Genomic DNA, 24477 nt, shown 5'->3' with positions numbered 1-24477 from the left:
ATACCCTCAAAAGACGGGCGGAAGGAGCTCAAAGGCGGAAGCAGGAGTCGACGAGAAGACGGAACGCCGCCGCGCGATGGCTGATGGCATGCTTGGCCGCCGGCTCCATCTCGCCGAACGTCTCCGAATGACCGTTCGGCAGAAACATCGGATCATAGCCGAAACCTTGGTTTCCACGGGGCGGCCACACCAGTTTGCCATGCACGAAGCCCTCGAAGCTTTCCACATGGCCATCGGGCCAAGCCAGGGATAGGGCGCAGACGAAATGGGCGTCCCGGTTGTATTGCCCCTCAAGCCCCTTCTCGATTCGTTTCATCGCATAGCTGAAATCGCGGGCGGGCCCGGCCCAGCGGGCGGAATAAATGCCCGGGTCGCCACCCAGGGCCGCCACCGCCAGGCCGGAATCGTCGGCCAGTGCCGGCAGCCCGGTGGCCAGGGCGGCGGCGCGGGCCTTCAATTCGGCGTTCTCGACGAAGGTCTGACCGGTCTCTTCCGGTTCGGGCAGCATCAATTCCCCAGCCGAAACGACCTGGGCCCCGAAGGGCGCCAGCAATTCGGCGATCTCGCGGACCTTGCCCGGATTGTGACTGGCGATGACCAGGCGTCCCGTGGTGAATTTGCGCCGGATCACAATCCCAGAACCTTTCTTTGCAGGGCGGCCAGTTCCGCGACGCCTTGCTGGGCCAGATCCAAAAGGGTCAGGAACTCGCTCTGGCGGAAGGGCGTGTCCTCGGCGGTGCCTTGAATTTCGACGATGCCGCCATCGGCCGTCAGAACGAAATTGCTGTCGGCCTGGCAGGTGGAATCCTCGGCGTAATCGAGGTCGAGCACCGGCGTTCCCTTGTAAAGTCCGCAGGAGACGGCCGCCACCTGACTGATGAGCGGAATGGCCGACAGGGTGCCCAGCGAGACCAGTTTCTGAAAGGCCATATACAGCGCCACGTAGGATCCGGTGATGGCCGCCGTCCGGGTGCCGCCGTCGGCCTGGATGACGTCGCAGTCCACCTTGATCTGGATTTCGCCCATGGCGGTCAATTGGGTGACGGCGCGCAAGCTGCGGCCGATCAGCCGCTGGATTTCCTGGGTCCGGCCGGACTGCTTGCCCTTGGCCGCCTCGCGATCGGTGCGGGTGTGGGTGGACCGCGGCAGCATGCCATATTCCGCCGTCACCCAACCCTTGCCGGTGTTGCGCAGGAAGGACGGCACCTTTTCGTCCACCGAGGCGGTACACAGAACATGGGTGTCCCCGAACCGCGCCAGACAGGATCCTTCGGCATATTTGCTGAAGGCGGGTTCCAGAATGACACTACGGAGTTGATTCGGCGCGCGGCCCGACGGTCTCATGGGATTTCCTGACAAAACTTGGATTAAACGGCGCACAGGCTACAGTCTGGATCGCGCAGCGTCCAGACTGTAGCGGTTTAAATAGCCCGGCGGGCTCCGCCCGCTTGGCTATATATAGCCCTCAGACGCCGGGCGCCGGCATCCGCCGGCTTGGCTTACGCGCGAACGCTCGCGCGGGGCCTCAATGGCCCAGTCGCGGGCAAGCCCGCTCCGTCGCTTATCGGCACCGTCTTTTGTGTAACCCGACCGGAACCGGCTTTAGCCGGTGACTAGCGCGTTGAGCGCGCCGCAGCTTATGCCGGGAGCGCCAGCGGAGGCATCAGCGAGGAAAGCCAAGCCGGCGGATGCCGGCGCCCGGCGTCTGAGGGACACCTATATAACATCAACCAATCGCCCCCCGCGGGGGGCGATTGGTTGACGCGTTGGGACTCCCCCACTACATTCCATCTTCACCAATTTTTTTGAATAATTTCCGGGCCATGACGCGCAGCAAGAACGTCATAGAGTTGAGCGAACGCTCCCGCGAGATCTTCCGGCAGATCGTCGACGCCTATGTGGCGACCGGCGAGCCGGTGGGCTCGCGCACGTTGTCGCGGCGTCTGTCGGTGGCCTTGTCGCCGGCGACGGTGCGCAACGTCATGGCCGATCTGGAAGAGGCGGGACTGCTCTACGCGCCGCATACCTCGGCCGGGCGCCTGCCGACCGAGGCGGGCATGCGCCTGTTCGTCAACGGGCTCTTGGAATTGGGCAAGCTGGCCGAGTCGGAACGCGACCGTATCGATGCCCATTGCCGCACCACCGGCAAGAGCCTGGAAACCCTGCTGGAAGAGGCGCTATCGACGCTTTCCGGCCTGTCGCGATGCGCCGGCCTGGTGCTGGCGCCGAAAAGCCAGGTGGCGTTGAAGCATATCGAATTCGTTCATCTGGGTCCCGGCCGCGCCCTGGTGGTGCTGGTCACCAACGACGGGCAGGTGGAAAACCGCGTGCTCGAACTGCCGCGCGAGGTGACCCCCTCGGCCCTGGTCGAGGCGACCAACTATCTGAACGCCCGTCTGATCGGCCATACCCTGGACGAGGCCAAGCGCCAGATCCTCAAGGAACTGGAAAGCCAGCGCACGCAGCTCGACGAATTGACCGGCCGGGTGGTGGCCACCGGGCTGGCCACCTGGGCCGGCGGTAACAAGGGCGGGCAGTTGATCGTGCGCGGCCAGTCCCATCTGCTCGACGACGTGACCGCTCTCGACGATCTGGAACGCATCCGCGCCCTGTTCGAAGCGCTGGAAACCAGGGAGCAACTGGTGCGCCTGCTCGACTTGACGCAAGGGGCGGAAGGCGTGCAGATCTTCATCGGCGCCGAAAACGAATTGTTCAAGGTCTCGGGATGCACCATGATTGTCGCTCCTTACCACAACAGCCGCGAACAGATCGTCGGGGCCATCGGCGTGATCGGCCCGACACGCATCAATTACGCCCGGATCATTCCGATGGTGGATTACACCGCCAAGGTGATCGGGCGGCTCATCGGATGACTTAAAAGCAGGAAAGCCATGACTCAGGATCAGCCTCAGACCAACGATACACAGCCCGCGCCTTCGGAAGCCGCCGAGGCGCAGACGCCGGAAGCGGCGCCGGAGCTGAGCCCGCGCGAGGCCGAACTGGTGGCCGAGGTGGCCAAGCTCAAGGATCAGCTTCTGCGCGCCGTGGCCGAAACCGAAAATGTTCGCCGCCGCCTGGAACAGCAGGCCGAGGATCGCGGTAAATATGCCGTCGGCAATTTCGCCAAGGACATCCTGCAGGTGGCCGACAATCTGCGCCGGGCCTTGGAAAGCATCCCGGCGGAGGCTCGCGAGGGCGATCCGATGGCCCATAAATTGGCCGAGGGCGTGGAACTGACCGAGCGGACCTTCCTCAATACCCTGGAACGCTATGGCATCACGCGGATCGAGTCCCTGGGCAAGCGATTCGACCCCCATCTGCATCAGGCGATGATGGAGGTCGAGGACACCACCCAGATGACCGGCACCGTGGTGCTTGAAATGCAGGCCGGCTATCTCATCCACGACCGTCTGCTGCGGGAAGCCATGGTCGGCGTTTCCAAGGGCGGCCCGAAGCCGCCGCTGGGTGAAGGCGGCGTCGATACCTCGGCGTAATACCAATTCTCGGTGATCGTAACCGATCACCGAGCCCTATCCTCAACTCTCGTCCAGCGGATAGTCGCGTTCGGCCCGGTAGACGGGATCGCCGTGGCCGAGGTGGCTGGAAAACAAGGTGAAGCGCGAGACCGTCAGCTCCGCCTGAAACAGATTGTGGCCGGCGATGAAATCCTGCAGCCGGCCCAGGGGCGGGTCTTTCAATCTGGCCAGGGTGACGTGCGGCTGGAAATGCCGGCGTTCCGGCGCACAGCCGCCCCGCACCACCGCCGATTCGATTTTTTCCTGGAGATGCGTCAAGGCCGGGGCGCGTTTGACCCCGATCCACAGGTGATGGGCCCGCCGCCCGCTGTCGAAGGTGCCGAGACCGCCGAGTTCCAGTGAAAAGGCCTGGGCGCGGACAGCGGCCAATTGTCCGTCGATATCGTCGGCCATGGCCTCGTCGATCTCGCCGATGAAGCGCAGGGTGAGATGCAGGTTTTCCGGCGGCGTCCAGCGGGCGCCCGGCAGGCCTCCGCCGAGCATGGCGAGGGTCTGGCGGAGCGACGGCGGAAGGGCGAGGCCGACGAAAAGACGGATCATGACGACCGCCTCCTTGGGATCAGATCAGATAAACAACGCCAGGACACCGGTGAAATTATAAAGCCGGTCATGGCAGATCTCACCATTGGCCGAAAAACCCACCAGGGGAAAATTCCCGAGAACCTCGTGAATCATTTCGCTTTCGATCCCGGCTTCCCCAAAGAGATGGGGACTGCGGGAGACGCAGGAAATGTAGACCCCGCCGCGGATTTCCCGCCCCTCCAGCCGCCGGGCCAGCCCTCCCAGCATGCGCCGCAGATCCTTCTGCGCGCCCCCCGGATCGCGCCGCACGAACAGCAGCCGGTCGCCCACCGCCAGCTCGTCGTCGATGGCCAGCCAGCCGTGGCTGGGATCGATGGCCAGCAGGCCGCGCACCAGATAGTCGGATTGATCCGACCCGAGGACCGGTTGCGCCACGTGGATATAGCCGGCCGCCCGCTGGAGATCGCGGGCGATGATGTCTCCCGCCTCGGCCTTCAAGGTGGAGAGCGCCGGAATTCCGTCCAGTTGCATGACGATGTTGTCGATCGCCTCGGTGATCCGGTGGTCGCCGCCGATCGGCGTGCAGCCCTGGGTGAGACCGGTGGCCAGGGCGACGCCATCGCCCATCAGAAGGCCGGACAAGGGGGCTTCGCCTTCGTTCCCGACGGTCGTCTCCCCCGGCGTCTCGCTCCCGGCCGTCAGGCCGCCGACCAGGAAGGCCTTGCCGGCGGCGGCGAGCCCGGCCACCGCCTCGGCGACTTGCGGCGCGTGGGGGTTGCCGTGGACCAGGGCGGTGACGGCCGTCTGGCGGTCCAGCCAGGGGCCGTGCTCGGCCAGGAAGCCGGCGGCATTGGTCGGGTCGAAGCCGGAAAACGGCCGGATCGCTTCGCCATCGACGGCGCCGGCCATGATGGCGATGGCGCCCTTGTCGGGCGAGTCCCCTTCCCGGGTTTCTCCGTCGGGACCGAACAGGCCGTAGCCGACGCCCCCCACCCATTGCCCGACCGAGGTGGTTTCCTTGAGGAAAACGATGATCGAGGTGAGGGCGTCGGAGAATCCTTCGGTGACATAGACGAAGCCCAGGTTGGCGTCGGCCGGCAGCGGCCCCATCCGCTGTAAGCAGGACTTGGCCGCCAGGCCCCAATGCTCGCCGTCGGCCAGGGCGGCCCGGAATCCGCTCATGGCGCGGCCTTGCCCGCGGCACCGACCGGCGGAGGGCCCAGCAGGGCCTCGACGGAGGGCAGGATGCCCGCGACGATGCGATCGACGCCTTGCGTATTGGGATGCAGGCCGTCGGCCAGGGTCAGCTCGGGATGCAGGGTGACGCCGTCGAGGAAGAAGGGATAGAGGGGGACATGCCACTTTGCCTGCAGTTTCGGATAGATCGCATTGAACGTCCGGCCGTAGTCGGCTCCCAGATTGGGGGGCGCCATCATGCCGGCGAGCAGCGTCTTGACCCGATGGGAGTCGAGCTGGCCCATGATGACGTCGAGATTGGCCAAGGCCTGCGCCGGGTCGAGACCGCGCAGGGCGTCGTTGGCGCCCAGCTCGACGATGGCATAGTCGGGATGATCGGCCAGCGCCCAGTCGAGGCGGGCCCTGCCGCCCGCCGTGGTATCGCCGGAAACGCCAGCGTTGATCACCCGCACGGCATAGCCTTTGGCCTTGAGCGCCGCTTCCAGTTTCACCGGAAAGGCGTCGGCGGGAGGCAGATTGTAGCCGGCGGTCAAACTATCGCCGAAAGCGAGGATGCGTAATTCGGTGGCCGCCATGGCGGAAGAGCCGGTAACGTTGACAAACAGCGCGATCAGACCATATCCCCACCACGCCCGCCCGCACAATGCCAGCCGCAGCAGCGATTTCCTCATCCGGCACTCAGAGATTCTCATCATGACCAAGGCAACTCCAGACGGCCAACCCATCATCCTGCTTGATGATGTCACGCTTAAGCTCGCAAGTCAGGCCGGCGAGGTCAACATTCTGCGCGGCATCGACCTTGCCGTGCGCGAAGGCGAAACCATCGGCGTCGTCGGACCCTCGGGGTCGGGAAAGTCGACCATGATGATGGTTATCGCCGGCCTGGAACGGCCGACGAGCGGGCGGGTGGTGGTGGCCGGCCACGACCTGACCCGGCTCGACGAGAACGGCCTGGCGACCTTCCGCCGCGAGAACGTCGGCATCATCTTCCAGGCCTTTCACCTGATTCCGACCATGACCGCGCTGGAAAACGTGGCGATTCCCATGGAACTGGCCCGCCGCCCGGATGCCCGGGAGGAGGCCCGCCGCCTGCTCGGGCTGGTCGGCCTGTCCGAGCGGCTGTCGCACTATCCCGGCCAACTGTCGGGCGGCGAACAGCAGCGGGTGGCGCTGGCCCGCGCCTTCGGCGGCCGTCCCCGCCTGTTGCTGGCCGACGAGCCGACCGGCAATCTTGATCAGGTCAACGGCCAGGCGGTCATCGACCTTCTCTTCGGGCTGCATCGGGAGACGGGAACGACCCTGCTGCTGATCACCCACGATCCGGGGCTGGCCGCCCAATGCCAACGGGTGGTGAGGATCGCCGACGGCCGGGTCGAGGCGGTGACGGCGACGCCCGCCCGGGCGGGCGGGCGATGAACCTTTTGCCCTTCGTTCTGGCCCGCCGCGAGCTGCGGGGCAGCCTCAAGGGGTTCGGCGTCTTCGTCGCCTGCCTCGCCCTCGGCGTCGCGGCCATCGCCGGCGCCGCCTCGCTCGACGCCTCGCTCCGCCGCAGCCTTGCCGAGGATGCGCAGGCGTTGCTGGGCGGTGACGTCGAACTGCGTCTGTCCTACCGCTCCCTCAAACCCGAGGAATGGCAGTTTCTGGCGGAGTCCGGCACGATTTCCGATGCCGTCGAGATGCGGGCGATGCTGCGCTCCGCCGATGGCGCCCGCCAGACCCTGGTCGAGGTCAAGGGGGTCGACGCCGCCTATCCGCTCTACGGCCGGGTCGACCTGCAGCCGCCGCAGGCGCTGCCGGCGGCGCTGGCCCGGCAGGACGGCCCGTGGGGCGCCGCTGTCGATGGCAATCTGCTCGACCGTCTGGGCGCGAAAGTCGGCGACACCGTACTGCTGGGCGAGGCAAAACTGGTGGTGCGCTCGGTCATCGAACATGAGCCGGACCGCGCGGCGATGGCCTTTTCCCTGGGCCCCCGTTTGCTGATCGACAGCCGCGTGCTGGACGAAACCCGCCTGTTGCAGCCGGGCAGCCTGGTCCATCACACCGTTCTCGTCCGTCTGCGGCCGGGACTCTCCGCCGCCCTGTTCAAGGAACGGCTCGATCGCCGCTTTCCCGACGCCGGCTGGCAATTCCGCGACGCCGCCTCCGGCGCGCCCGGCATCAAGCGGTTCCTCGACCAGATGACGCTGTTTTTGACGCTGGTCGGCCTGACCGCCCTGCTCGTCGGCGGCATCGGGGTCGCCAACGGGGTGAAGACCTTCCTGGACGGCCGGATGACCAGCATCGCCATCCTGAAGTGCCTGGGCGCCTCCCGCCGGTTGATCCAGACCGCCTATTTCCTGCAGGTGGCCCTGCTCGCCGCGGCCGGCATCGCCCTCGGGCTGGCGGTGGGGGCCACCCTGCCGTGGCTGGCGGCGGCCTTCCTCGCCGACAAGCTGCCGGTGGCCGCCCGTCTGGGGATTTATCCGGGCCCGCTGGCCGAGGCCGCCGGCTTCGGCGCCCTGACCACGCTGGCTTTCGCCATCTGGCCGCTGGCCCGGGCGGCGGCGGTTCCCGCCGCCACCTTGTTTCGCGATATCGTCGCCGGGCAGCGTTATCGGCCCGGCTTCGCCACGCTGGCGGCGATTTTCACCGCCGCCGCCGCCCTGGCCGCGCTGGCGATCGTTTCGGCGGCCGATCGAAGACTGGCCACCTGGTTCGTCGGCGGTTCCGCCGCCGTGCTGGTGCTGTTTCTGCTGGCCGGGGCCGGTCTGGTCCAGGCCACCCGCTTTTGCGCCCGGCGGCTGGGCGCGGGAGGGGCGCCGGCCTGGCGCCTCGGCCTGTCCTCGCTCTATCGGCCGGGCGCGCCGACCCGGGGGGTGGTTTTGTCGCTCGGTCTCGGCCTGACCCTGCTGGTCATGATCGCCCTGGTCCAGGCCAATCTCAACCGGCAGTTCGACGAGCGGATCCCGGCGCAGGCGCCCAGCTTCTTCTTCATCGACATTCAGCCCGATCAGGCGGCGCTGTTCGACCAGGCCGTGGCCGGGGCGGGCGCCGACGCCAAGCGGGCCACCATGGTCCGCGGCCGGATCACGCGCATCGACGGGGTGCCGGTCGAGCAGGTGGCGATCGCTCCGGACGCGCAATGGGCGGTGCGGGGCGACCGCGGCCTGTCGACCGCCGCCACCCCGCCGGAGGGCGCGCGGGTGGTGGCCGGCGCCTGGTGGCCTGCCGATTACGACGGACCGCCGCTGGTGTCGCTGGATGCCGGCATCGCCAAGGGGTTCGGCCTGACCGTCGGGCAGACCATCACGGTCAATGTGTTGGGCCGCGAGATCACCGCCCGCATCGCCAATCTGCGCGAAATCGACTGGTCCAGCCTGTCGATGAATTTCACCTTCATTCTGACGCCGCAGGCGCTCGCCGGGGCGCCGGCCACCTACATCGCCACCGTGCATGCGCCGGCCGGCCGGGAGAACGCCGTCGAGCGGGCGGTGACCACGGCGCTGCCCAACGTCTCCTCAATCCGGGTCAAGGAGGCGCTGGAGACGATCCGCCAGGTCGTCGGCAATGCCGGCATGGCCATTCGCGGCGCGGCGATGGTCACCCTGCTGGCCGGCGCCCTGGTGCTGGCCGGCGCCATCGCCGCCGGGCGGCAACGGCGGATCCGGGAAACCGTGCTTTTGAAGGTACTGGGCGCCGGGCGCGGCGATCTGCTGCGCGCCTTGTTGCTGGAGTTCATGCTGCTGGGGGTGGTGGCGGCGGTGCTGGCGGCGGCGCTGGGCAGCGTCGCGGCCTGGGCGGTGCTGGTTTTCGTGCTGAAGACCGACTGGATCTTCCTGCCCCTGCCGGTGGCGGCGACGGCGCTGGGCGGCGTGCTGGGCGTGACCCTGTTCGGCATGGCCGGGACCTTGCGCGTTCTGGCGGCAAAACCCGCGCCCTACTTGCGCCATGATTGACCTCCAGGATGGCGGCGACTTGATTCGGAGCGGTTTCGTGCCATATTAGGCAACTGGTTTCCGACCTTTTTGACGAGGTTTTTTCATGGCCTTCGATACACAACGTGGCACTTGGACGCGCGGACAGGCGGAGGCCGCACTGATCGATGTCGGCCTGCGTCAGTACATGCTGCGTGTCTACAACTACATGGCATCGGGTCTGGCTCTGACCGGCCTGGTCGCCGCACTGGTGGCCGGTACGCCGGCGATCAACCAGTTGTTCTTCCAGTATGGCATGCGCGGCGCGACGCCTACCGCCCTCGGCTGGCTGGCGATCATCGCCCCCATCGGTCTGGTGATGGCCATTTCCTTCGGCATCGCCCGCATGCGGGCGAGCACCGCGCAAGGGCTTTTCTGGCTTTACGCGGCGCTGATGGGCGTCTCGCTGTCGTCCATCTTCCTGGTCTACACCGGGGCTTCGATCACCCGCGTGTTCTTCATCAGCGCGGCGTCCTTCGCCGGCTTGAGCCTCTACGGCTACACCACCAAGCGCAACCTGTCGGCTTTCGGCAGCTTCCTGGTGATGGGCCTGTGGGGACTGGTCATCGCCTCGCTGGTCAACATGTTCGTCGCCAGTTCGGCGCTGCAGTTCGTCATCTCCATCGCCGGCGTGGGCATTTTCGCCGGTTTGACCGCCTGGGATACTCAGAAGATCAAGGAGATGTACTGGGAAGCCGACGACGGCGAAACGGCCGGCAAGAAGGCCGTGATGGGCGCCCTCACCCTCTATCTGGATTTCATCAATCTGTTCCTGATGCTGATCCGGCTGATGGGCGACCGCCGCGACTAGACGATGCACAAGCGCCGCTTTCGGGCGCGCGCGGAATAAGGCCGGGATCGTCTCCCGGCCTTTTTTTTGCCTTCAGGCCATCTGGTGGCGAAGGAACTCCATGGCCTGGTTGAGCTGGCTCATCCGCTGGTGGCTGCCGTAACGGCCGTCCGGATGGTGGATGGTCGCCAGCATGCGGAACTTCGCCCTCAGCGTCCGCGAATCAGGTTCGGAATTGGGCGGGAAACCCAGGACATGCAGCGCTTCGCTGCGGGTTCGCACGCCCTCCGGCAAGGGTTCGAAGGCCAGCACCGCGACGATGGTGCGCAGGCGGTCCAACTCCTCGTTGATCTCGACCAGCTTGGAGCTTTGCGCCGCGCGCTGCTCGATCTGCTCCTCGATGCGCGAGCCCTCGGCCACGGTTACCGCCACATCACCCCTGTCCATCGCCAGGGCCAGGGCCAAGGCCTTGCGAATGAAGGGAATGTCATGGCCGGGCGGCATGCGCACCTGCAGGCGCGGCTTTCGCCGCCAGGGGCGGCCCTCGGCCGGTCCCGACTTCAGCACCACCGTCTCGCGGTCGTCGACCGGCGGCTCGCCGGGGTCGCCATAGGCGGCCACCGTTTCGCCGGGCACCACCAGCAGGATGGAGCGGGCGAGATCGCCGACATTCACTTTACGACGCTCTGCCAGGGTTTCCACCGCGTCACGAAACGGACTGGCGCAGGGAACCGTGTAGGAATGCTTCAGTACCCGGTTCGTCATGGTTATTGGAATTTGCCCCTCAATGTATCCAGGCCCATGTCTCTTGCGTAACGAATAGGTCGCCACACAACCATCGTCAACTACGAAAGTCGCTGTTTGAGCCCTGAATAAACATAATGCTGCAACCCATTGAGTAAATGAAGATTTAAAATAAGCGGGACACATCTTCCGAAAGAAGGCCCGGAGTTTCGGGGCGCGACGGCGGGTCTTGGCCTGCATCGGCAGTTATTTTTCGCGAGGTCTCAACTACGCATGCGCCATCGGGGGTTGCTCCTCCGTCGGGCCCGGTTTTGCGGAGTTCAGTTACCAAATGGGGATTAAGTCAATAGCGGATAAACCCTAAGGTTCTATCCGACGCTTCCGTCTCCGCTCGGGCTCCCGGCAGGAGCGGAAGCGTCGGAACAAAGCCCCGACGGGAGTCATTCGCATGCGTAATCCGATAGTCGCCGGCGTCAAAATCCGCCTGTTGCCGCGCATCATGGTCTTGGTCCTTGCCGGTGTCGTCCTGTTGGCCGTTGCCGTGGCGATGATTTCCTCCGTAACTCTGCACGAAAGCGCCACTTTGGCGGCCCGCGAGCGGGTTGAGGCCAATATGAAGGTGGCCTGGAACGTATTGGGCACGAAAGGGGCGGTTTTTCGCAGTGAGGACGGCCGGCTGCTGATCGGCGAGCATGTTCTCAACGGCGATCTCGACGTGGTGGACAAGATCAAGGATCTCGTCGGCGGAACGGCCACGGTGTTCCAGGGCGACACGCGTATCTCGACCAACGTCTTGAAATCCGATGGCGCTCGGGCCGTCGGCACGCGGTTGGCGCCCGGATCGGCCCACGACGCCGTATTGGGCCGGGATACCGGCTTTCGGGGCGAGGTGGACATTCTCGGCGAACCTTACATGACGGCCTATGACCCCATTCACGACGCGGCCGGGAAAACCGTCGGCATCCTTTATGTCGGCATCAAGAAGGCCGATTTCCTGCGAGCGGCCGACGACACCTTGAGGATGATCATCCTGGCCACCGTGGCGGTGACCCTGTTGGCGGGACTGGCGAGCTTCATCATCGTCCGCAAGGCCATCACCGACCCTCTCGACGCCGGCATCGTGGCCATGCGGCAATTGGCGGCGGGCAATCTCGACCATCCTCTGCCGGTGGTGAGGCGCGGCGATGAAATCGGCGAAATGAGCGAGGCGCTGGGCGTTTTCCGCCGGGGCCTGCAAGCCGCGCGGGAACTGGCGGAGAACCAGAAAGCCGAACAGAAGGCGAAGGAGGAGGCCGCCGCCGAGCAGAACCGGCTGGTCGAACAGTTCAACAGCAAGGTCGTAGAGGTCATCAATTGCGTGGTGGCGTCCGCCACCCGCCTGGAGGATGACGCCAAAGCGCTTTCGGCGGTTTCCGAGCAGACCGGGCATCAGGCCTCCGCCGTGGCGGCGGCCAGCGAAGAGGCGGCTTCCAATGTCCAGACGGTGGCCACCGCCTCCGAGGAATTGGCGGCATCCAGCAGGGAGATCGCCGCCCAGGTCGGCCGCGCCAGCAGCATTGCCCAGAACGCCGCGTCGACGGCGTCCTCGACGGATGATCTGGTCCGGGGTTTGGCGGCGGCGGCGAGCAAGATCGGCGACGTGGTCGCCCTGATCACGGATATCGCCAGCCAGACCAATCTTCTGGCCCTGAACGCCACCATCGAAGCCGCCCGCGCCGGAGAGGCAGGCAAAGGTTTCGCCGTGGTTGCCGGGGAAGTGAAAAATCTCGCCAATCAGACGTCGCGGGCCACCGGGGAGATCACCGGCCAGATCGTCGCCGTGCAGCAGCAGACCAGTCAGGCGGTCGAAGCCATACACAATATCGCGGCTGCCGTCGCCGAAATGGACGAGGTCTCGGCCGCCATCGCGGCAGCGGTCGAGGAACAGGGCTCGGCCACCCAGGAAATCACGCGCAACATTCAGGAGGCTCATGCCGGCACGGCGGAAGTCGCGCGCAACGTTCTCGGCGTAAGTCAGGGAGCCCAGGCCGGCAGCCGCAACGCGCAGAGTGTTTTCATCGCCGCCCGCGACCTGAACCGCGAGGCCGAGACCATGCGCGCCGTGGCCGACAGTTTCCTGATCCGCCTGCAAAGCGGCGGAGCGACGCTGGAATGGAGCGACGCCTGGGTCAGCGGCCATGCGGTGATCGATGCCGATCACAAGATGCTTCTGCAATATGTCAATGAGCTGTACCAGGCCATGGTCGAGGGCAAGGGCCGCGATCAGGCCGCCACCGTTCTTGACAAGCTTTTGAGATATACCCGCGACCATTTCGCCCGGGAGGAAGCGATTTGGCGGGAGGGTGGCCTGCCATCCCTGGCCGCACATGAACAGACCCATGCCGATCTCGTCACCAAGGTCGAGCGCTTCCAGCGTTCCTTCCTGGCGGGAGAGGCCAGTCTGACCACCGATCTGATGGCGTTCCTGCGCGAATGGCTGATCGACCATGTCTTCAAGACCGACAAGGCCGGCGTGCGCGAGATCGGTATCGGGGTTTAAAAAAAGCGGCCGGAACAATCCGGCCGCTTCGGGATGGCGATGGTTCGGCGTTATACCAACTCTCGGTGAGTTATCCTCATCGAAACTTGGTATTACAGGGGCTATTCGGCGGGAACCGGGGCTCCCCCGTGCGTCGCGCGGATACCCAGCAGCTCCTTCCACTTTACCAGCGCCGAAATGAAGATGGCGAGGCCGAGAAGCAACATGATGACCGACAGCACGCCGTTCAGCACGTTGTAGCCCTTCGATTGGGCGTTGAAGTAGACATTGACCATCATCCACAGCCCCGCCGCGTTGACCGTGACATAGAGATAGGCGAGCGGCACCAGGCAGGTCAGCATGTAGCGGCGCTTGTCGGCCATGCGCAGGATGATGGTGGCGCCGACCACCAGACCGATCGAGGCCATCAACTGATTGGACACCCCGAACAGCGTCCAGATCGAGCCGATATCGCCCGAGCACAGCAGATATCCCCAAGCCAGGCAGGCGATGGCGCTGGTGCCCAGCATGCCCGGCATCCAATCCAGACGCTTCAGCGGCGCATAGAGATCGCCGACGAAGTCCTGCATCAGATAGCGGGCGACGCGGGTGCCCGAATCGATGGCGGTCAGGATGAACACCGCTTCGAACATCACCACGAATTGGAAAAAATACGAGGCCAGATGGGAAAACCAGGGAATTCCCGTGAAGATCGAGGTCATGCCGACGGCCAGGGTGACGGCGCCGCCGGTCCGCCCGTGCAGGTCGAGGCCGATATCCTGCATCAGCCGCGGCAGGTCGACCACCTCCAGCCCCAGGGTCTTGAACACCGCCGGGGTTGAGTTGATGGCGAAATAATCGGCGGGATGCAGCACGGTGGCGGCGACCAGCGCCATCACGCCGACGACGCATTCGGCCATCATCGAACCGAAGCCGACCGGCAGGATGTCGGACCATTTGTCGATCAATTTCGGCGTGGTGCCGGAACCGATGAAGGCGTGGAAGCCGGAAATGGCGCCGCAGGCGATGGTGATCGAAACGAAAGGCCAGACCTTGCCGGGAATGATCGGGCCGCCGCCGCCGATGAAGTCGGTCACCGCCGGGAAGCGGATCAGCGGATTGACGAAGACGACGCCGATGATCAGGGCGACGAAGACGCCGATCTTCATATAGCTCGACAGATAATCGCGGGGCACCAGCAGCATCCACACGGGCAATGTGGCGGCGAAGAAGGCGTAGATCGGCAGGATGAGGCTGATCGTGCCGGCTTGCAGATAGAGCAGGTTGCCGAATGCCGTGTAGCCCAGCTTGTCGTTGCCGACCAGATCGGGACCGACGAAAACGCAAATGGCGATCATGGCGACGCCGAAGATGGTGGCGGCCCGCAGATTTCCGGTCACGCGCTCCCAGATGCCGACGCAGATGGCGATCGGGATGGTCATGCCGACGGCGAACACCCCCCACGGGTTCTTGGCCAGGGCGTAAACCACCACCATCGACAGGCCGGCCATGGTGATCATGATGATGAACAGCATGGCGAGCCCGGTGCACCAGCCGGCCACCGGACCGAGTTCGGTTCTGGCGACGTCGGAGAGCGATTTGCCGCGGTGCTTCATCGAGGCGAACAGTACCACCGTGTCATGCACGGCGCCGCCGATCACGCAGCCGATCAACAGCCACAAAAACCCCGGCAGATAGCCGAACTGGGCGGCGAGAATGGGGCCGACCAGCGGGCCGGCGGCGGCGATGGCGGCGAAATGGTGGCCGGCCGTCACCCATTTCTTGGTGGGAACGTAATTTTTCCCGTCGTAGAGCTGATGCGACGGTGTTTCCTGGGTATCGTCGATTTTGAGCACTTTGCGGACGAAGAACACGCCGTAGAACCGGTACGAAATCGCCAGGATGCACAATGCCGAAATGACGAATGTCAACGCATGGTCCATAACCGATCACTCCTCCCCCCATGATGGAGACCGTCGGCGGGGTTTGTACCTCGCCGACCGGCTATCGCAGTCGGCACGGCATCGGCCGCGGAAAGGCCGTCGACGGCGATCCGACCGGTGAATGAGCCGTCACACCGGCGAGAGCACGCGAATCCGAGCTGATTTCCGTCGGAAGATAGTGGAAGAGGGCGCGTCTCAAGTTAAGCGCGCCATCAACCGGCGAGGCCACCCCGGCTCCTTCACGGAAATGGGGTCGCCTTTCGAACGCCGCGCAAATAATGCGAACCTGTCGCACTTTTGATGTCGCTCCATATAGTTCTGCTCATTTGCGGGAGACATTTGAGCAACTGCTAATATGGACAATTAGCCGTAGCGATAACTACCGGTGCATTGTGCACCGGGCCAACGCTCGAAGCCATAAAAAAACCAGAAGAAAAGTAAGGATTAATGCCGGCGCAGCCTAGAGCGGTTTGCGCTTCGCCTGAACTGCTCCAAGTATGCGTGACGCTGAAAAAACTCCATTTTTTCAATTGCTCAAACGCCGCACAAGCTAACGAGCGCGATTCAATCCAAACGCAACGCGCTCTAAAAAAGCTCCAGCGACACTCCGGCTTCCTCGAAGAGCAGACGGCTTTCGCTGAAATCGGCGCTCCAGCGCGACAGCATGTCGTCACCGGGCTTGCGGCTGACCACCCTTCTCACGCTGCGATAGGCCAGGATCTGCACCGTGCAGCGCACGCAAGGGGGATGGGTGACGTAAAGGGTCACCGGGCGGAATTGCGCATTGATCAGGGCGTTGATTTCGCCGTGGACGACCAGACGGTATTTGGTATCCCTGTCGTTCAGGCGGTCGGGCAGATCGGCGACACCGGGCGGAAAGCCGTTGTAGCCTAGGGACAGCAGATTGGGGGTTTCGCCGACGGCGACGGCGCCGACCTGCGTGCTGGGGTCCTTCGACCAGCCGGCGACGAAGTCGGCGAGGGCGAGGAACTTCGAGTCCCAGGCCGAGGGTGATGCGCTCATGGGGCAGATCCGTCCTCAAATAAAAGGGGTTTCGCGCCTGTATAGATCATCTGGCAATAAGATCAATCAGGCGGTTCGGCTTCGCCTCGCTGCTGCGCAGGATGACGATCCCGTTCGGTTCAGAAACAAACCAGGCAAAACTATCCCACGCGAGTTGCGCCACGGTCTTTTTAAATCCCGCGCTTTCGCGATCATGGTAGGCAGTCAAAAAGGTGATTTGCGAACGCTTGAAACCAGCCCCGTCGGTCAACGCGAATATGGCGTCCTGCCGGCGCGGAGTGATCGCGCCGTCGGTGGCGACAACCTCGACGAAAACAATCAATGGCTCGGCCGGGCCAAGGTCCGCAAGGATCAGGTCGGGAAGGTTGGTGGCGGCGTCGATCTTCAGCCCAATGGCGTTGGCAATCTTGTCATCGCGCATGACGATCTTATTGCCGCTCTCGCTGAGCCAGATAACCGCCGGCCGATCGAGAAAAGCCGGCGCAAACACCTCAATGACGGCCTGGGAAATGATGGAGCTTGGGCCCGGCGCGAGCTGACGCGTTTCACCGCTCGGAAAGCTAACCAATACGCCGCAAGCGTGGCCGGCTGCTCCCGAGAGCATGATGGAAACCCGCGCGAGGGCGCTCTTGCTCAGGTGCTTTTTCTGAAACGCGACGATTTCCTGCTCCAGGGCCTCGCCGTCGAGGTCCGGATCAAAGAGCGCGGCGAATTCCGTCTTGAGGGCATAACGGGGACGGCTCGACGTCGTGGGGAGATCTTCCCGCCGGAGAACGGCCCCGATGGCGACAAGCCCATCCCGTAAAGTCTCATCGCGAATCGGCTCGCGCGTGTTGTCGGCATACCAGCGGGTGCCGGGGACCCGGCCATTCTTCTTCAGAATATTGGCGGCGTAGGCTCTCCGCTCCTCATCCTCCGGCTTGGCAGCCTGTTCCTTTGTCATGCGGTACACGTGAATCGGACCGAGATAGACGCCGGTCTCCTCGACGGCACCGATGTAAAGAGCGGCGAAAACGGTGCTGGCGGACAGTTCGCGGACGCAATAGGTCCGATTAGGCGTTCCCTCGGGAAAGATCTTCGGCAAGCGCTCCGCCACCAGTTCGCGGCTGGCATAGGGCGGGAAGTCATTCATTCGGCAACCCCGGCATAAAGTCTCGTGCACTCGGCCTCGATGCGCTCGCGCTTCGCGCCGCTTTCGACGAGACGCTTCAATTCATCCAGATCTTCCGGGGCGGGAAGAGGAAGCGCCTCCAGTTCATAGGCGGAAACCGCAACACTCCCGCTGACACAGCGGAAGACCCGATCCGCCGCGGCACTGTTGAGAAAGGCGGCGACCAGATCGGGCGAAATGGTGGGCTCCCGAATGATCGGCTTGACCATATTCAGGTGGTTCTCGACAACGACCGAACCGCCATGTGCCTTCAGGAATGACGTGGGGAGGCAGGCCGCGATGAGGCGGCGGGCCTGTTCCTTGGCTGTCGTCCGCTGCAAAAGCACGCATGGCGCATCAACCTTCAACCAGTCGTCACCCCGGCGCAGTTCGAAGTAAGGCGCGTGGTTCTTCTTTTCGGCACGGAAGAGAAATGTTCCCTCGGATGTAACGGCCTCGGCCCAAATCAGCGGCTGTCGGCCCCGGCCCGGCTGATCGGCGAGTTGATCCTTGAAGCGATTCCACACCAGCGGGCCGGTACTGACGCCATAACCCCAGTCGGCAAGGCGATGAGTCATGCGGGCGAGTTGCGCGACAAGCGGAGCCTGCCGCGCCGTCCTGGGGAGAAGCCAGGGTTGGGACGGGTCGACCGGAAGCGGGATCGTGCCGGCGTCCTCAACGGAGAGCGTCATCTCGTCGGTCGGCGTGATTTCATGCACGGCGGCACCGGCGGACTTGGCCCCGCGCCGGTAGGTCGCGAGCAAGGTTTCCTGGAGAACATCGTCGAACACGCCTTTGCGCACGGCCACGAAATCGAAAGTGACGGGCGGCGCGTTCCGCGCCAGCAAGGCGCGCAGATTCTTGAAATAGTGCCCGGCGAGGAAACTCGTCGGCGTGACATAGGCAATCACGCCATCGGGCCTGGCATGGCGAATCGCCATGTCGGTAAAAAGACCGTAGAGATTGGCGTGGCCATAGAGACCGCGTTTAAACCGGGCGCGATCCGCCTCATCGAGACGGACGCGACCATAAGGCGGATTGCCGATAACGAGGTCGAAGCGCTCGCGCGGCGGGCTGCGGTGAAGGCTGTTGCAGACGGTAACGACAAGAGGAAGACGCCGCCCGGCGGCCCGTGAAACCGGAAGCACGACGGCATCGAGCGACACCTGCGAAAGCCAGGCACCGAATGGGTCAATCTCGTAACCCCGAAGCCGGGTGGCGATGTTTTCGATGAGGATCGCGGGGCTGCAATTCGGCAATGAATCGATGATCCGTTGCGCCACGGGGGTCAGGAAGGCTCCCCCGCCACAGGCGGGATCGAGCACGCGGGCCCGTGTCCAATCGACTCCGGCCACGGTTGCCTGATGAATCAACCGCGCCGTGAGACTGGGCGGTGTGTAATAGATGCCGAATTCGCCACGATGTTCGGAAGGCAGCATCCCCGTATAGATGAGCCCGATCTGATAGGCCGCCTGTTCCGCATCGAGGTCCGCGGCGGACTCGCCCAAGCTGTCGGCAAGCGCGACGGCCGAGTCCGGGAGTTCGATCTGATCATAAGCCTGCAGCGGTGCCCGCAGTGGCGGGGGGGCGTCATCTTCGGCGGTTAATGCCCGCCACCACGCGGTAATCAGCCGGACCCCGAACGCACGCGCCAGGGCAAGACGGTCGGCTTCGGGCGACGAGACCGAAAGAGCGCGGCTCATGGCCCGGCCGGCCTTGAGCGTATCGGCCGAGGCCGCATTCGTTTCGCGACGTTGAATGCGTTTACCGATGGCCACCGACGTCCCCCTTCGCTCTTGGTTTATTACTGCTACAGATGCGCACAAATGACAACAGAAGAACATATAAGGAACATAGGGCGGCGGCCGAACGGCACCGATCCTTGGATTGGACGTTTGATCGGAAGAGCGGGATGCCGAGCCGAAACGAGCGGGGGTCCAATTGGAAAGCCCCTGAAAGGGATCACCTTCCAGGGGCTTAAAATGGTGCCGAAACACGGATTTGAACCGTGGACCTACTGATTACGAATCAGTTGCTCTACCGCTGAGCTATTTCGGCACATGAGGCGGCGAAACTAACGTGTTCGGCGCCGCCGCGCAAGTCCCAGGTGGATGTGCGCCGCGATTACTCGTCGAAGGTCTCAGGCGGCGGCGTTATTGGCCTTGTCGAGCCAGGCCTGGGCGGCCGTCTGATTATTGTATTCGGCCTGTTCCAGGCGGGCCAGAAGACGGAAGACGCCCGCGTTCGGCCGGGCGTCGGCGGCGGCCAGAAGATGGCGTCTGGCCTGTCCCCATAATTTGGCGTCGAACGATGCCTGGGCAAGGGCCAGGTGGCTCTCGACATCGTCGGGGTGGCCGGCCACCAGCTTTTCCAGCCGGCGGAAGCGTTCCAGAGTCCCCTCGCCCGGAACGAGGTCGGCGTAGGCCTTGGCCACGGCGGCATCCGGCCGCCGACTCCAGGCGTCTTCCAGCACCGTCTTGGCGCGGCGGATCTTGCCGGTGCTCGCGTAAACGCCGGCAAGGCGGAGCGAGGCGGCGGTCGAGGCCGGATCGAGTTTCAGCGCCTGACGGGCGAAGCTCAGGGCGGACCGCTCGTCGCCATCGGCGGTGGCGCGTTCGGCGCGCTTGTCGAGAAGCCGCGCCTTGCGCGACGCCGCCTCGTCACGGGGCAACGCCTTCTTGCGCTGGGCGTCATCCAGCAGGTCCTGGGCTTCCCGCAGACGGTCGGCGCGGATCAGCATGTCGAGAAGTGTTTCGGCCAGCCAACGATCATCCGGCGTGGCCAGCCGGCAACGGGTCGCCAATTCGATGGCCGCCGTTTCGTCGCCCCGGTCCATGGCCAGCTTCAACAGCCCGCGCAAGCCCAGCGCCGTCGTTTCCGGCCGTTCCAGCATGGCCTCGAAATGGCGCTGCGCAGCGTCGGCGTCGCCGGACAATTGGGCGGTTTGCGCTGACAAAAGTCGGGTGAGCGCCGGATCGGCCAAAAATTTTTCCGCCCGCCCGGCCAGCTTCCGCGCCTGTCGGGTATCACCGCCGGCCGCCGCCGCCAATCCGTCGGTCAAGGCCAGATAGCCCTTGCGCCGCCGCCCGTCCCTGCGGCGTTCCGCCCAGATGGACGGCCAGCGCACGATCCTGACGAGGAGACGGAGGACGCTGCCCAGCACGGCGCCGACCAGCAGAAGGGCGACCAGCAGCACCGGCACCGAGGTCTCGATGCGCCACCCCAGCCAGTCGACGGTTACCGCGCCCGGCCGGTCGGCCAGCCAGACGGCGCCGGCGATCAACAGGGCGAGGCCAAAGACGTAGGAAAGAATACGGACCATGCTCAGTGTCCTCGATCGGCATCGATGACGGCCAGCAAGGCCGCCTGGTCGGGCGTCGCGGCGACAAGGATCCGGCGCCAGGGCAGGACCGCCAACTGGCCGGCCACCGCTTCGCTCAAGGCGCCGGCGTCGATCGTCCGGCAGGCGTCCGCCACATCCGCCGCCATCACCAGCCTAGCAAAGGTGGCCGCCGTCCGGGGAGAGAAAAACAACGCGAGGTCAAGCTCTTGCCCGCCCATCGCGGCAAGCAGCGACGGAGTCAGGCCTGTCGCCGTGCGGGCTTCGTAGAGAACGGCCCGGCGGACCTCGAATCCTTGCGCGCCCAGCGCTCCGGAGAGGTCGCCGGCCACTTTGCTGCCGGCGGCGTGCAGCAGGGCGCCTTTCGCCGGATCGACGCGGCGCGCCACCAGTTCGGCCAGGCGGGCGACGTCGCCGCCGGCGCTTTCGACGCTCTGAAAGCCCTGCTCGCGGGCCCGTGCGGCCGTCGCCGCGCCGACCGCCCACAGCGGCAGGGTTCGCGGCGCGTCATTGGCGGCCAAGGCCCGCACGCCATTGGCGCTGGTGGCAAGGAGGCCCTGCACTCCGTCGAGCGGCAGGACGACGTTTCGATGGATATGAATGTCGAGCAGTGGCTCGAGCCGAACCTCGAACCCGCGCGATTCCAGGGCGCGGCTGACGTCTTCGGCATCCTCGCGCGGCCGGGTGACCAGGGCGCGCATCACCCGCGGCTCCGGCACCGGGCGGGGATGCGATGCCTCATGCCTCGGCCTTGAAATCGAAGAAGCCCGGCCCGCAGCGGCCCAGCAGGTCCTCGCCGGCGGCCCGGCCGATGGCCTCGGCCTCGTTCCGTCCGCCTTCCAGCCGGATCTCGTGGGCCTCGCTGCCGTCGGGGCGGATCACCAGACCGCGGAAGGTCAGAGCATCGCCGGACAGTTCGGCCAAACCACCGATCGGCGTGCGGCAGGAGCCGTCGAGGACGGCCAGGAAGGCCCGTTCGGCGACCACGCGGATATGGGATTCGGCATGATCGAGGGGGGCCAGCCGGGTCAGTGCCGCCTGGTCGCCGGACCGGCAGGTGATGCCGATGGCGCCCTGCGCCACCGCCGGCAGCATGTCTTCGGTCTCCAGGGCCGAACTGATGCGGTCGGCCAGGCCCAGCCGGCGCAAGCCCGCCATGGCCAGCAGGGTGGCGTCGACCACGCCGTCCTCCAGCTTCTTCATGCGGGTCTGCACATTGCCGCGCAGGGGCTCGACCTTCAGATGGGGATGACGGTAGAGGATCTGGGCACCGCGGCGCAGGCTGGCCGTGCCGACCACCGCGCCGGCCGGCAGATCGGCCAGGCGCTTGGCCTTCAGGCTCAGGAAGGCGTCCCGGGTATCCTCGCGCTCGAGAATGCAGGGCAGGGTCAGGCCATCGGGCAGAACCGTCGGCACATCCTTCATCGAATGCACGGCGATGTCGATGCGCCCTTCCAGCTGGGCCTCGTCGATCTCCTTGGTGAACAGCCCCTTTCCGCCGATCGCCGCCAGGGTCCGGTCGAGGACCATGTCGCCCGTGGTTTTGATGACGACGATTTCGATGGCGCCGGGCCGAGCGAGATCGGGATGAGCGGCAACGAGGCGCGCTTGCACCTCGTGGGCCTGGGCCAGCGCCAGCGGACTGCCGCGCGTGCCGATGCGGAGCGGAGATGTCTCAGTCATGGTGCCTCTTTTAGGCGCTGGATCGGTCGATGGAAAGAGGGTAGTGAAGGCGGCGGAGCATTCCTGTCCGAAGACCTTCTTTCCGGCGCTTGGCGCCAAAGGCAAACCTGACGTGATCGTTCTGGGAATCGAATCGAGTTGCGATGAAACCGCCGCCGCCGTCGTGCGCGACGATCGGACTGTCCTGGCCGACGTCGTGCTGTCGCAACTGGACGAGCATCGTCCTTACGGCGGCGTCGTGCCGGAAATCGCCGCCCGGGCCCATCTCGATCATCTCGATCATCTGGTCGCCGAAGCCCTTTCCCGGTCGGGCATCGGCCTCGCCGAGACGGACGCCATCGCCGCCACCGGCGGGCCTGGCCTGATCGGCGGCGTGATGGTGGGCGTGATGACGGGCAAGGCCCTCGCCCTGGTCGCCGGCAAGCCCTTCATCGCCGTCAATCATCTGGAAGGCCACGCCCTGACCGCCCGGCTGACCGACGATCTGGCCTTTCCCTATCTGCTGCTGCTGGTGTCCGGCGGTCATTGCCAATTGCTGGCGGTCGAGGGCGTCGGGCGCTATCGCCGTTTGGGCGCCACCATCGACGACGCGGCCGGCGAAGCCTTCGACAAGGTCGCCAAGATGCTGGATCTCGGCTATCCGGGGGGGCCGGCCGTGCAGCGGGCGGCGGAGCGCGGCGATCCCGGCCGTTTCGCCCTGCCCAGGCCGATGAAGGGCCGCCCCGACTGCGATTTCTCCTTTTCCGGCTTGAAGAACGCCGTGCGGCTGCTGATCGCCGATCAGGCGCCGCTTTCGGAGGCCGACCGCGACGATATCGCCGCGGCGTTCCAGATGGCGGTGGCTGAGGCCATCGCCGATCGGACCAAACGGGCGATGGGGCTTTTCGCCATGACTTACGGCGGTCCCGGCGCCCTGGTGGTGGCGGGCGGCGTCGCCGCCAATGCGCAGTTGCGCCGGACATTGACCGACATCGCCGGCCAGACCGGTTTCCGTCTGGTGGCCCCGCCGCTCAATCTGTGCACCGACAACGCGGCGATGATCGCCTGGGCCGGCCTGGAGCATTTCCGTCTCGGCCACCAAGACGGCATGGATTTCGCCCCCCGCCCGCGCTGGCCGCTCGATCCGCAGGCGAAACAACTGCGCGGTGCCGGCGTCAAGGCGTGAGGATCTCAGGGTCCGTTGGGCCTTAAGTTTGATATGACGCCTCCGCTCCGCTGTCGCCGGGCTCAGACGCCGCTCGGGCTAGAGTTCTGGCGCCAACGGAAAGTACCCCCATCCATCTTCCCGCTTTCGCGGGAATGACGAGGGAAACAAGCGTTGGCGTCAGAACACTAGAGGGCCTGGTTCGGTAATTCCGTCCCAGGCCCTACCGGGGTTTGCCCCGCTTTTTTGCCGGAGCCTCGGGTTTGGCCTGTTGGCGCCAGCTTTCCACGGTCAGCCGTTCGACGGCGGCATTGTATGCGTCCTGCGGAAAGGCCTTCGTCTCCTTGCCCTGCAGGATGTCATACATGAAGTCGGAGAGGACCGAGCCCACCGCATGCAGGGCCTCGTGCCGGTCCAGGCCTCCATCGATCAGGCGCTCGACGGCGCGGCGGACGGGCAAATCGTCGCCCTCGGCGATTTGATTTTCGACGATGACATGAAAAATCGCATGCACCGTCTCGTTCGGCGGGCGAACGCCGGCGCGCCGATGAAAATTCTCGACGAGGATTTGGCGCTCCTGCTCGTCAAGGGCGAGCCATTCCTTCGGATCCGGCGCTTCGGCGGGGTTGTAATTTTCGCCGTCAAGGTCCGAGGCATCCGCGCCGGGGGCCGCGCCGCCGCCGAAATCCGGCATTGGTCGCATCGGTTTTTCGCCCTGCACAAGCTTGCGACGGTTTTCCAACAGCTTTTTCCGGCGGGCGGCCTTGGCTTCCCTTCGGCGTGCGATTCCGGACGACATGGCGCGAGCTCTCCCTCAAGCATAGGAATTTCGATTTTATTTCGATCCGAAACGGTTCGTCCATCGGGCGTTGGGCGATGTGGAGCGGCCCGCCCCGGTTTCCGGTCTTGTAGGAATGTCGAACGAGAGGCATAA

General features: G+C 65.1%; 21 protein-coding genes and 1 tRNA gene. 7 read left to right on the top strand and 15 right to left on the bottom strand.

Annotation, left to right across the window (positions count from 1 at the left end; genetic code table 11):
* Positions 1 to 28: 28 nt before the first annotated feature.
* Positions 29 to 631: an RdgB/HAM1 family non-canonical purine NTP pyrophosphatase gene (gene rdgB / locus CWS72_RS16600; protein WP_101251745.1), complete on the bottom strand. Its 603-nt coding sequence runs from the start codon at positions 629 to 631 to the stop codon at positions 29 to 31.
* Positions 628 to 1344, bottom strand: a complete 717-nt coding sequence (rph, locus tag CWS72_RS16595; RefSeq protein WP_101251744.1) for a ribonuclease PH — start codon at positions 1342 to 1344, stop codon at positions 628 to 630. The genes rdgB and rph overlap by 4 nt, the downstream gene beginning before the upstream one ends.
* Positions 1345 to 1823: 479 nt before the next feature.
* Between rph and hrcA the strand changes: the two genes are divergently transcribed.
* Both hrcA and grpE read left to right on the top strand, forming a co-directional pair.
* Positions 1824 to 2873 carry a heat-inducible transcriptional repressor HrcA gene (gene hrcA / locus CWS72_RS16590; protein ID WP_101251743.1) on the top strand — a complete coding sequence of 350 codons (1050 nt, stop codon included), beginning with the start codon at positions 1824 to 1826 and terminating at the stop codon, positions 2871 to 2873.
* A gap of 18 nt (positions 2874 to 2891) precedes the next feature.
* Positions 2892 to 3494 carry a nucleotide exchange factor GrpE gene (gene grpE, locus CWS72_RS16585; RefSeq protein WP_101251742.1) on the top strand — a complete coding sequence of 201 codons (603 nt, stop codon included), beginning with the start codon at positions 2892 to 2894 and terminating at the stop codon, positions 3492 to 3494.
* A 42-nt stretch (positions 3495 to 3536) separates the two neighbouring features.
* Here grpE and thpR read toward each other — a convergent pair whose 3' ends face one another.
* Genes thpR through CWS72_RS16570 form a run of 3 tightly spaced genes read right to left on the bottom strand, consistent with a single transcriptional unit; the run spans position 3537 to position 5950 of the window.
* A complete protein-coding gene (thpR, locus tag CWS72_RS16580) occupies positions 3537 to 4076 on the bottom strand; it encodes an RNA 2',3'-cyclic phosphodiesterase (protein WP_101251741.1) in 540 nt (179 codons plus the stop codon).
* Positions 4077 to 4100: 24 nt separating this feature from the next.
* A complete protein-coding gene (locus tag CWS72_RS16575) occupies positions 4101 to 5240 on the bottom strand; it encodes an FIST signal transduction protein (protein WP_101251740.1) in 1140 nt (379 codons plus the stop codon).
* On the bottom strand, positions 5237 to 5950 hold the full coding sequence (locus CWS72_RS16570; protein ID WP_420824072.1) for an arylesterase: 714 nt from the start codon (positions 5948 to 5950) through the stop codon (positions 5237 to 5239). Before CWS72_RS16570 ends, CWS72_RS16575 begins: the two co-directional genes overlap by 4 nt.
* Between CWS72_RS16570 and CWS72_RS16565 the strand changes: the two genes are divergently transcribed.
* From CWS72_RS16565 to CWS72_RS16555, 3 genes are all read left to right on the top strand, one after another.
* Positions 5949 to 6671 (top strand): ABC transporter ATP-binding protein, encoded by a 723-nt coding sequence (locus tag CWS72_RS16565; RefSeq protein ID WP_101251738.1) that lies wholly within the window; start codon positions 5949 to 5951, stop codon positions 6669 to 6671. The genes CWS72_RS16570 and CWS72_RS16565 overlap by 2 nt on opposite strands.
* Positions 6668 to 9190, top strand: coding sequence for an ABC transporter permease (locus tag CWS72_RS16560; protein WP_101251737.1), 2523 nt, complete (start codon positions 6668 to 6670; stop codon positions 9188 to 9190). The genes CWS72_RS16565 and CWS72_RS16560 overlap by 4 nt, the downstream gene beginning before the upstream one ends.
* An 85-nt stretch (positions 9191 to 9275) precedes the next feature.
* Positions 9276 to 10019, top strand: a complete 744-nt coding sequence (locus CWS72_RS16555; protein ID WP_101251736.1) for a Bax inhibitor-1/YccA family protein — start codon at positions 9276 to 9278, stop codon at positions 10017 to 10019.
* Positions 10020 to 10091: 72 nt separating this feature from the next.
* Here CWS72_RS16555 and CWS72_RS16550 read toward each other — a convergent pair whose 3' ends face one another.
* Positions 10092 to 10763, bottom strand: a complete 672-nt coding sequence (locus tag CWS72_RS16550) for a J domain-containing protein (RefSeq protein WP_101251735.1) — start codon at positions 10761 to 10763, stop codon at positions 10092 to 10094.
* Positions 10764 to 11190: 427 nt separating this feature from the next.
* On the opposite strand from CWS72_RS16550, the gene CWS72_RS16545 reads away from it, so the two are divergent.
* Positions 11191 to 13281, top strand: a complete 2091-nt coding sequence (locus CWS72_RS16545) for a bacteriohemerythrin (RefSeq protein ID WP_101251734.1) — start codon at positions 11191 to 11193, stop codon at positions 13279 to 13281.
* 101 nt (positions 13282 to 13382) lie between these two features.
* Here the strand turns inward: CWS72_RS16545 and CWS72_RS16540 are convergent, their stop codons facing one another.
* The 8 genes from CWS72_RS16540 to hemC all read right to left on the bottom strand — a co-directional run bounded on the left by CWS72_RS16540 (position 13383) and on the right by hemC (position 22399).
* Positions 13383 to 15203: a carbon starvation CstA family protein gene (locus CWS72_RS16540; RefSeq protein WP_101251733.1), complete on the bottom strand. Its 1821-nt coding sequence runs from the start codon at positions 15201 to 15203 to the stop codon at positions 13383 to 13385.
* A gap of 585 nt (positions 15204 to 15788) precedes the next feature.
* Positions 15789 to 16226: a deoxycytidylate deaminase gene (locus CWS72_RS16535; RefSeq protein ID WP_101251732.1), complete on the bottom strand. Its 438-nt coding sequence runs from the start codon at positions 16224 to 16226 to the stop codon at positions 15789 to 15791.
* 46 nt (positions 16227 to 16272) lie between these two features.
* A complete protein-coding gene (locus CWS72_RS16530) occupies positions 16273 to 17358 on the bottom strand; it encodes a BsuBI/PstI family type II restriction endonuclease (protein WP_101251731.1) in 1086 nt (361 codons plus the stop codon).
* Positions 17355 to 19154, bottom strand: coding sequence for an HsdM family class I SAM-dependent methyltransferase (locus CWS72_RS16525; protein WP_241911762.1), 1800 nt, complete (start codon positions 19152 to 19154; stop codon positions 17355 to 17357). Before CWS72_RS16525 ends, CWS72_RS16530 begins: the two co-directional genes overlap by 4 nt.
* 205 nt (positions 19155 to 19359) lie before the next feature.
* Positions 19360 to 19434 (bottom strand) — tRNA-Thr (locus tag CWS72_RS16520).
* Positions 19435 to 19516: 82 nt separating this feature from the next.
* On the bottom strand, positions 19517 to 20698 hold the full coding sequence (locus tag CWS72_RS16515; RefSeq protein ID WP_101251730.1) for a heme biosynthesis protein HemY: 1182 nt from the start codon (positions 20696 to 20698) through the stop codon (positions 19517 to 19519).
* A gap of 2 nt (positions 20699 to 20700) precedes the next feature.
* Positions 20701 to 21417 carry a uroporphyrinogen-III synthase gene (locus CWS72_RS16510; protein ID WP_101251729.1) on the bottom strand — a complete coding sequence of 239 codons (717 nt, stop codon included), beginning with the start codon at positions 21415 to 21417 and terminating at the stop codon, positions 20701 to 20703.
* Between the two features lie 37 nt (positions 21418 to 21454).
* On the bottom strand, positions 21455 to 22399 hold the full coding sequence (hemC, locus tag CWS72_RS16505; protein ID WP_101251728.1) for a hydroxymethylbilane synthase: 945 nt from the start codon (positions 22397 to 22399) through the stop codon (positions 21455 to 21457).
* Between the two features lie 112 nt (positions 22400 to 22511).
* Here hemC and tsaD point away from each other — a divergent pair, with 112 nt between their 5' ends.
* Positions 22512 to 23564, top strand: a complete 1053-nt coding sequence (gene tsaD, locus CWS72_RS16500) for a tRNA (adenosine(37)-N6)-threonylcarbamoyltransferase complex transferase subunit TsaD (RefSeq protein WP_101251775.1) — start codon at positions 22512 to 22514, stop codon at positions 23562 to 23564.
* Positions 23565 to 23766: 202 nt separating this feature from the next.
* Here tsaD and CWS72_RS16495 read toward each other — a convergent pair whose 3' ends face one another.
* Positions 23767 to 24342: a hypothetical protein gene (locus CWS72_RS16495; protein WP_199175731.1), complete on the bottom strand. Its 576-nt coding sequence runs from the start codon at positions 24340 to 24342 to the stop codon at positions 23767 to 23769.
* Positions 24343 to 24477 lie beyond the last annotated feature (135 nt).

This window comes from Telmatospirillum siberiense (assembly GCF_002845745.1).
GTDB lineage: Bacteria > Pseudomonadota > Alphaproteobacteria > Rhodospirillales > Magnetospirillaceae > Telmatospirillum > Telmatospirillum siberiense.
Note: the sequence above shows the minus strand (reverse complement) of the source record. Positions and strands in the feature narration are given on the sequence as shown.

Bases quoted from the DNA above. Each gene is read 5' to 3' on its own strand.
- rph (WP_101251744.1), bottom strand. From the start codon at position 1,344: ATGAGACCGTCGGGCCGCGCGCCGAATCAACTCCGTAGTGTCATTCTG.
- hrcA (WP_101251743.1), top strand. From the start codon at position 1,824: ATGACGCGCAGCAAGAACGTCATAGAGTTGAGCGAACGCTCCCGCGAG.
- grpE (WP_101251742.1), top strand. From the start codon at position 2,892: ATGACTCAGGATCAGCCTCAGACCAACGATACACAGCCCGCGCCTTCG.
- thpR (WP_101251741.1), bottom strand. From the start codon at position 4,076: ATGATCCGTCTTTTCGTCGGCCTCGCCCTTCCGCCGTCGCTCCGCCAG.
- CWS72_RS16575 (WP_101251740.1), bottom strand. From the start codon at position 5,240: ATGAGCGGATTCCGGGCCGCCCTGGCCGACGGCGAGCATTGGGGCCTG.
- CWS72_RS16565 (WP_101251738.1), top strand. From the start codon at position 5,949: ATGACCAAGGCAACTCCAGACGGCCAACCCATCATCCTGCTTGATGAT.
- CWS72_RS16570 (WP_420824072.1), bottom strand. From the start codon at position 5,950: ATGATGAGAATCTCTGAGTGCCGGATGAGGAAATCGCTGCTGCGGCTG.
- CWS72_RS16560 (WP_101251737.1), top strand. From the start codon at position 6,668: ATGAACCTTTTGCCCTTCGTTCTGGCCCGCCGCGAGCTGCGGGGCAGC.
- CWS72_RS16555 (WP_101251736.1), top strand. From the start codon at position 9,276: ATGGCCTTCGATACACAACGTGGCACTTGGACGCGCGGACAGGCGGAG.
- CWS72_RS16550 (WP_101251735.1), bottom strand. From the start codon at position 10,763: ATGACGAACCGGGTACTGAAGCATTCCTACACGGTTCCCTGCGCCAGT.
- CWS72_RS16545 (WP_101251734.1), top strand. From the start codon at position 11,191: ATGCGTAATCCGATAGTCGCCGGCGTCAAAATCCGCCTGTTGCCGCGC.
- CWS72_RS16540 (WP_101251733.1), bottom strand. From the start codon at position 15,203: ATGGACCATGCGTTGACATTCGTCATTTCGGCATTGTGCATCCTGGCG.
- CWS72_RS16535 (WP_101251732.1), bottom strand. From the start codon at position 16,226: ATGAGCGCATCACCCTCGGCCTGGGACTCGAAGTTCCTCGCCCTCGCC.
- CWS72_RS16530 (WP_101251731.1), bottom strand. From the start codon at position 17,358: ATGAATGACTTCCCGCCCTATGCCAGCCGCGAACTGGTGGCGGAGCGC.
- CWS72_RS16515 (WP_101251730.1), bottom strand. From the start codon at position 20,698: ATGGTCCGTATTCTTTCCTACGTCTTTGGCCTCGCCCTGTTGATCGCC.
- CWS72_RS16510 (WP_101251729.1), bottom strand. From the start codon at position 21,417: ATGCGCGCCCTGGTCACCCGGCCGCGCGAGGATGCCGAAGACGTCAGC.
- hemC (WP_101251728.1), bottom strand. From the start codon at position 22,399: ATGACTGAGACATCTCCGCTCCGCATCGGCACGCGCGGCAGTCCGCTG.
- CWS72_RS16495 (WP_199175731.1), bottom strand. From the start codon at position 24,342: ATGTCGTCCGGAATCGCACGCCGAAGGGAAGCCAAGGCCGCCCGCCGG.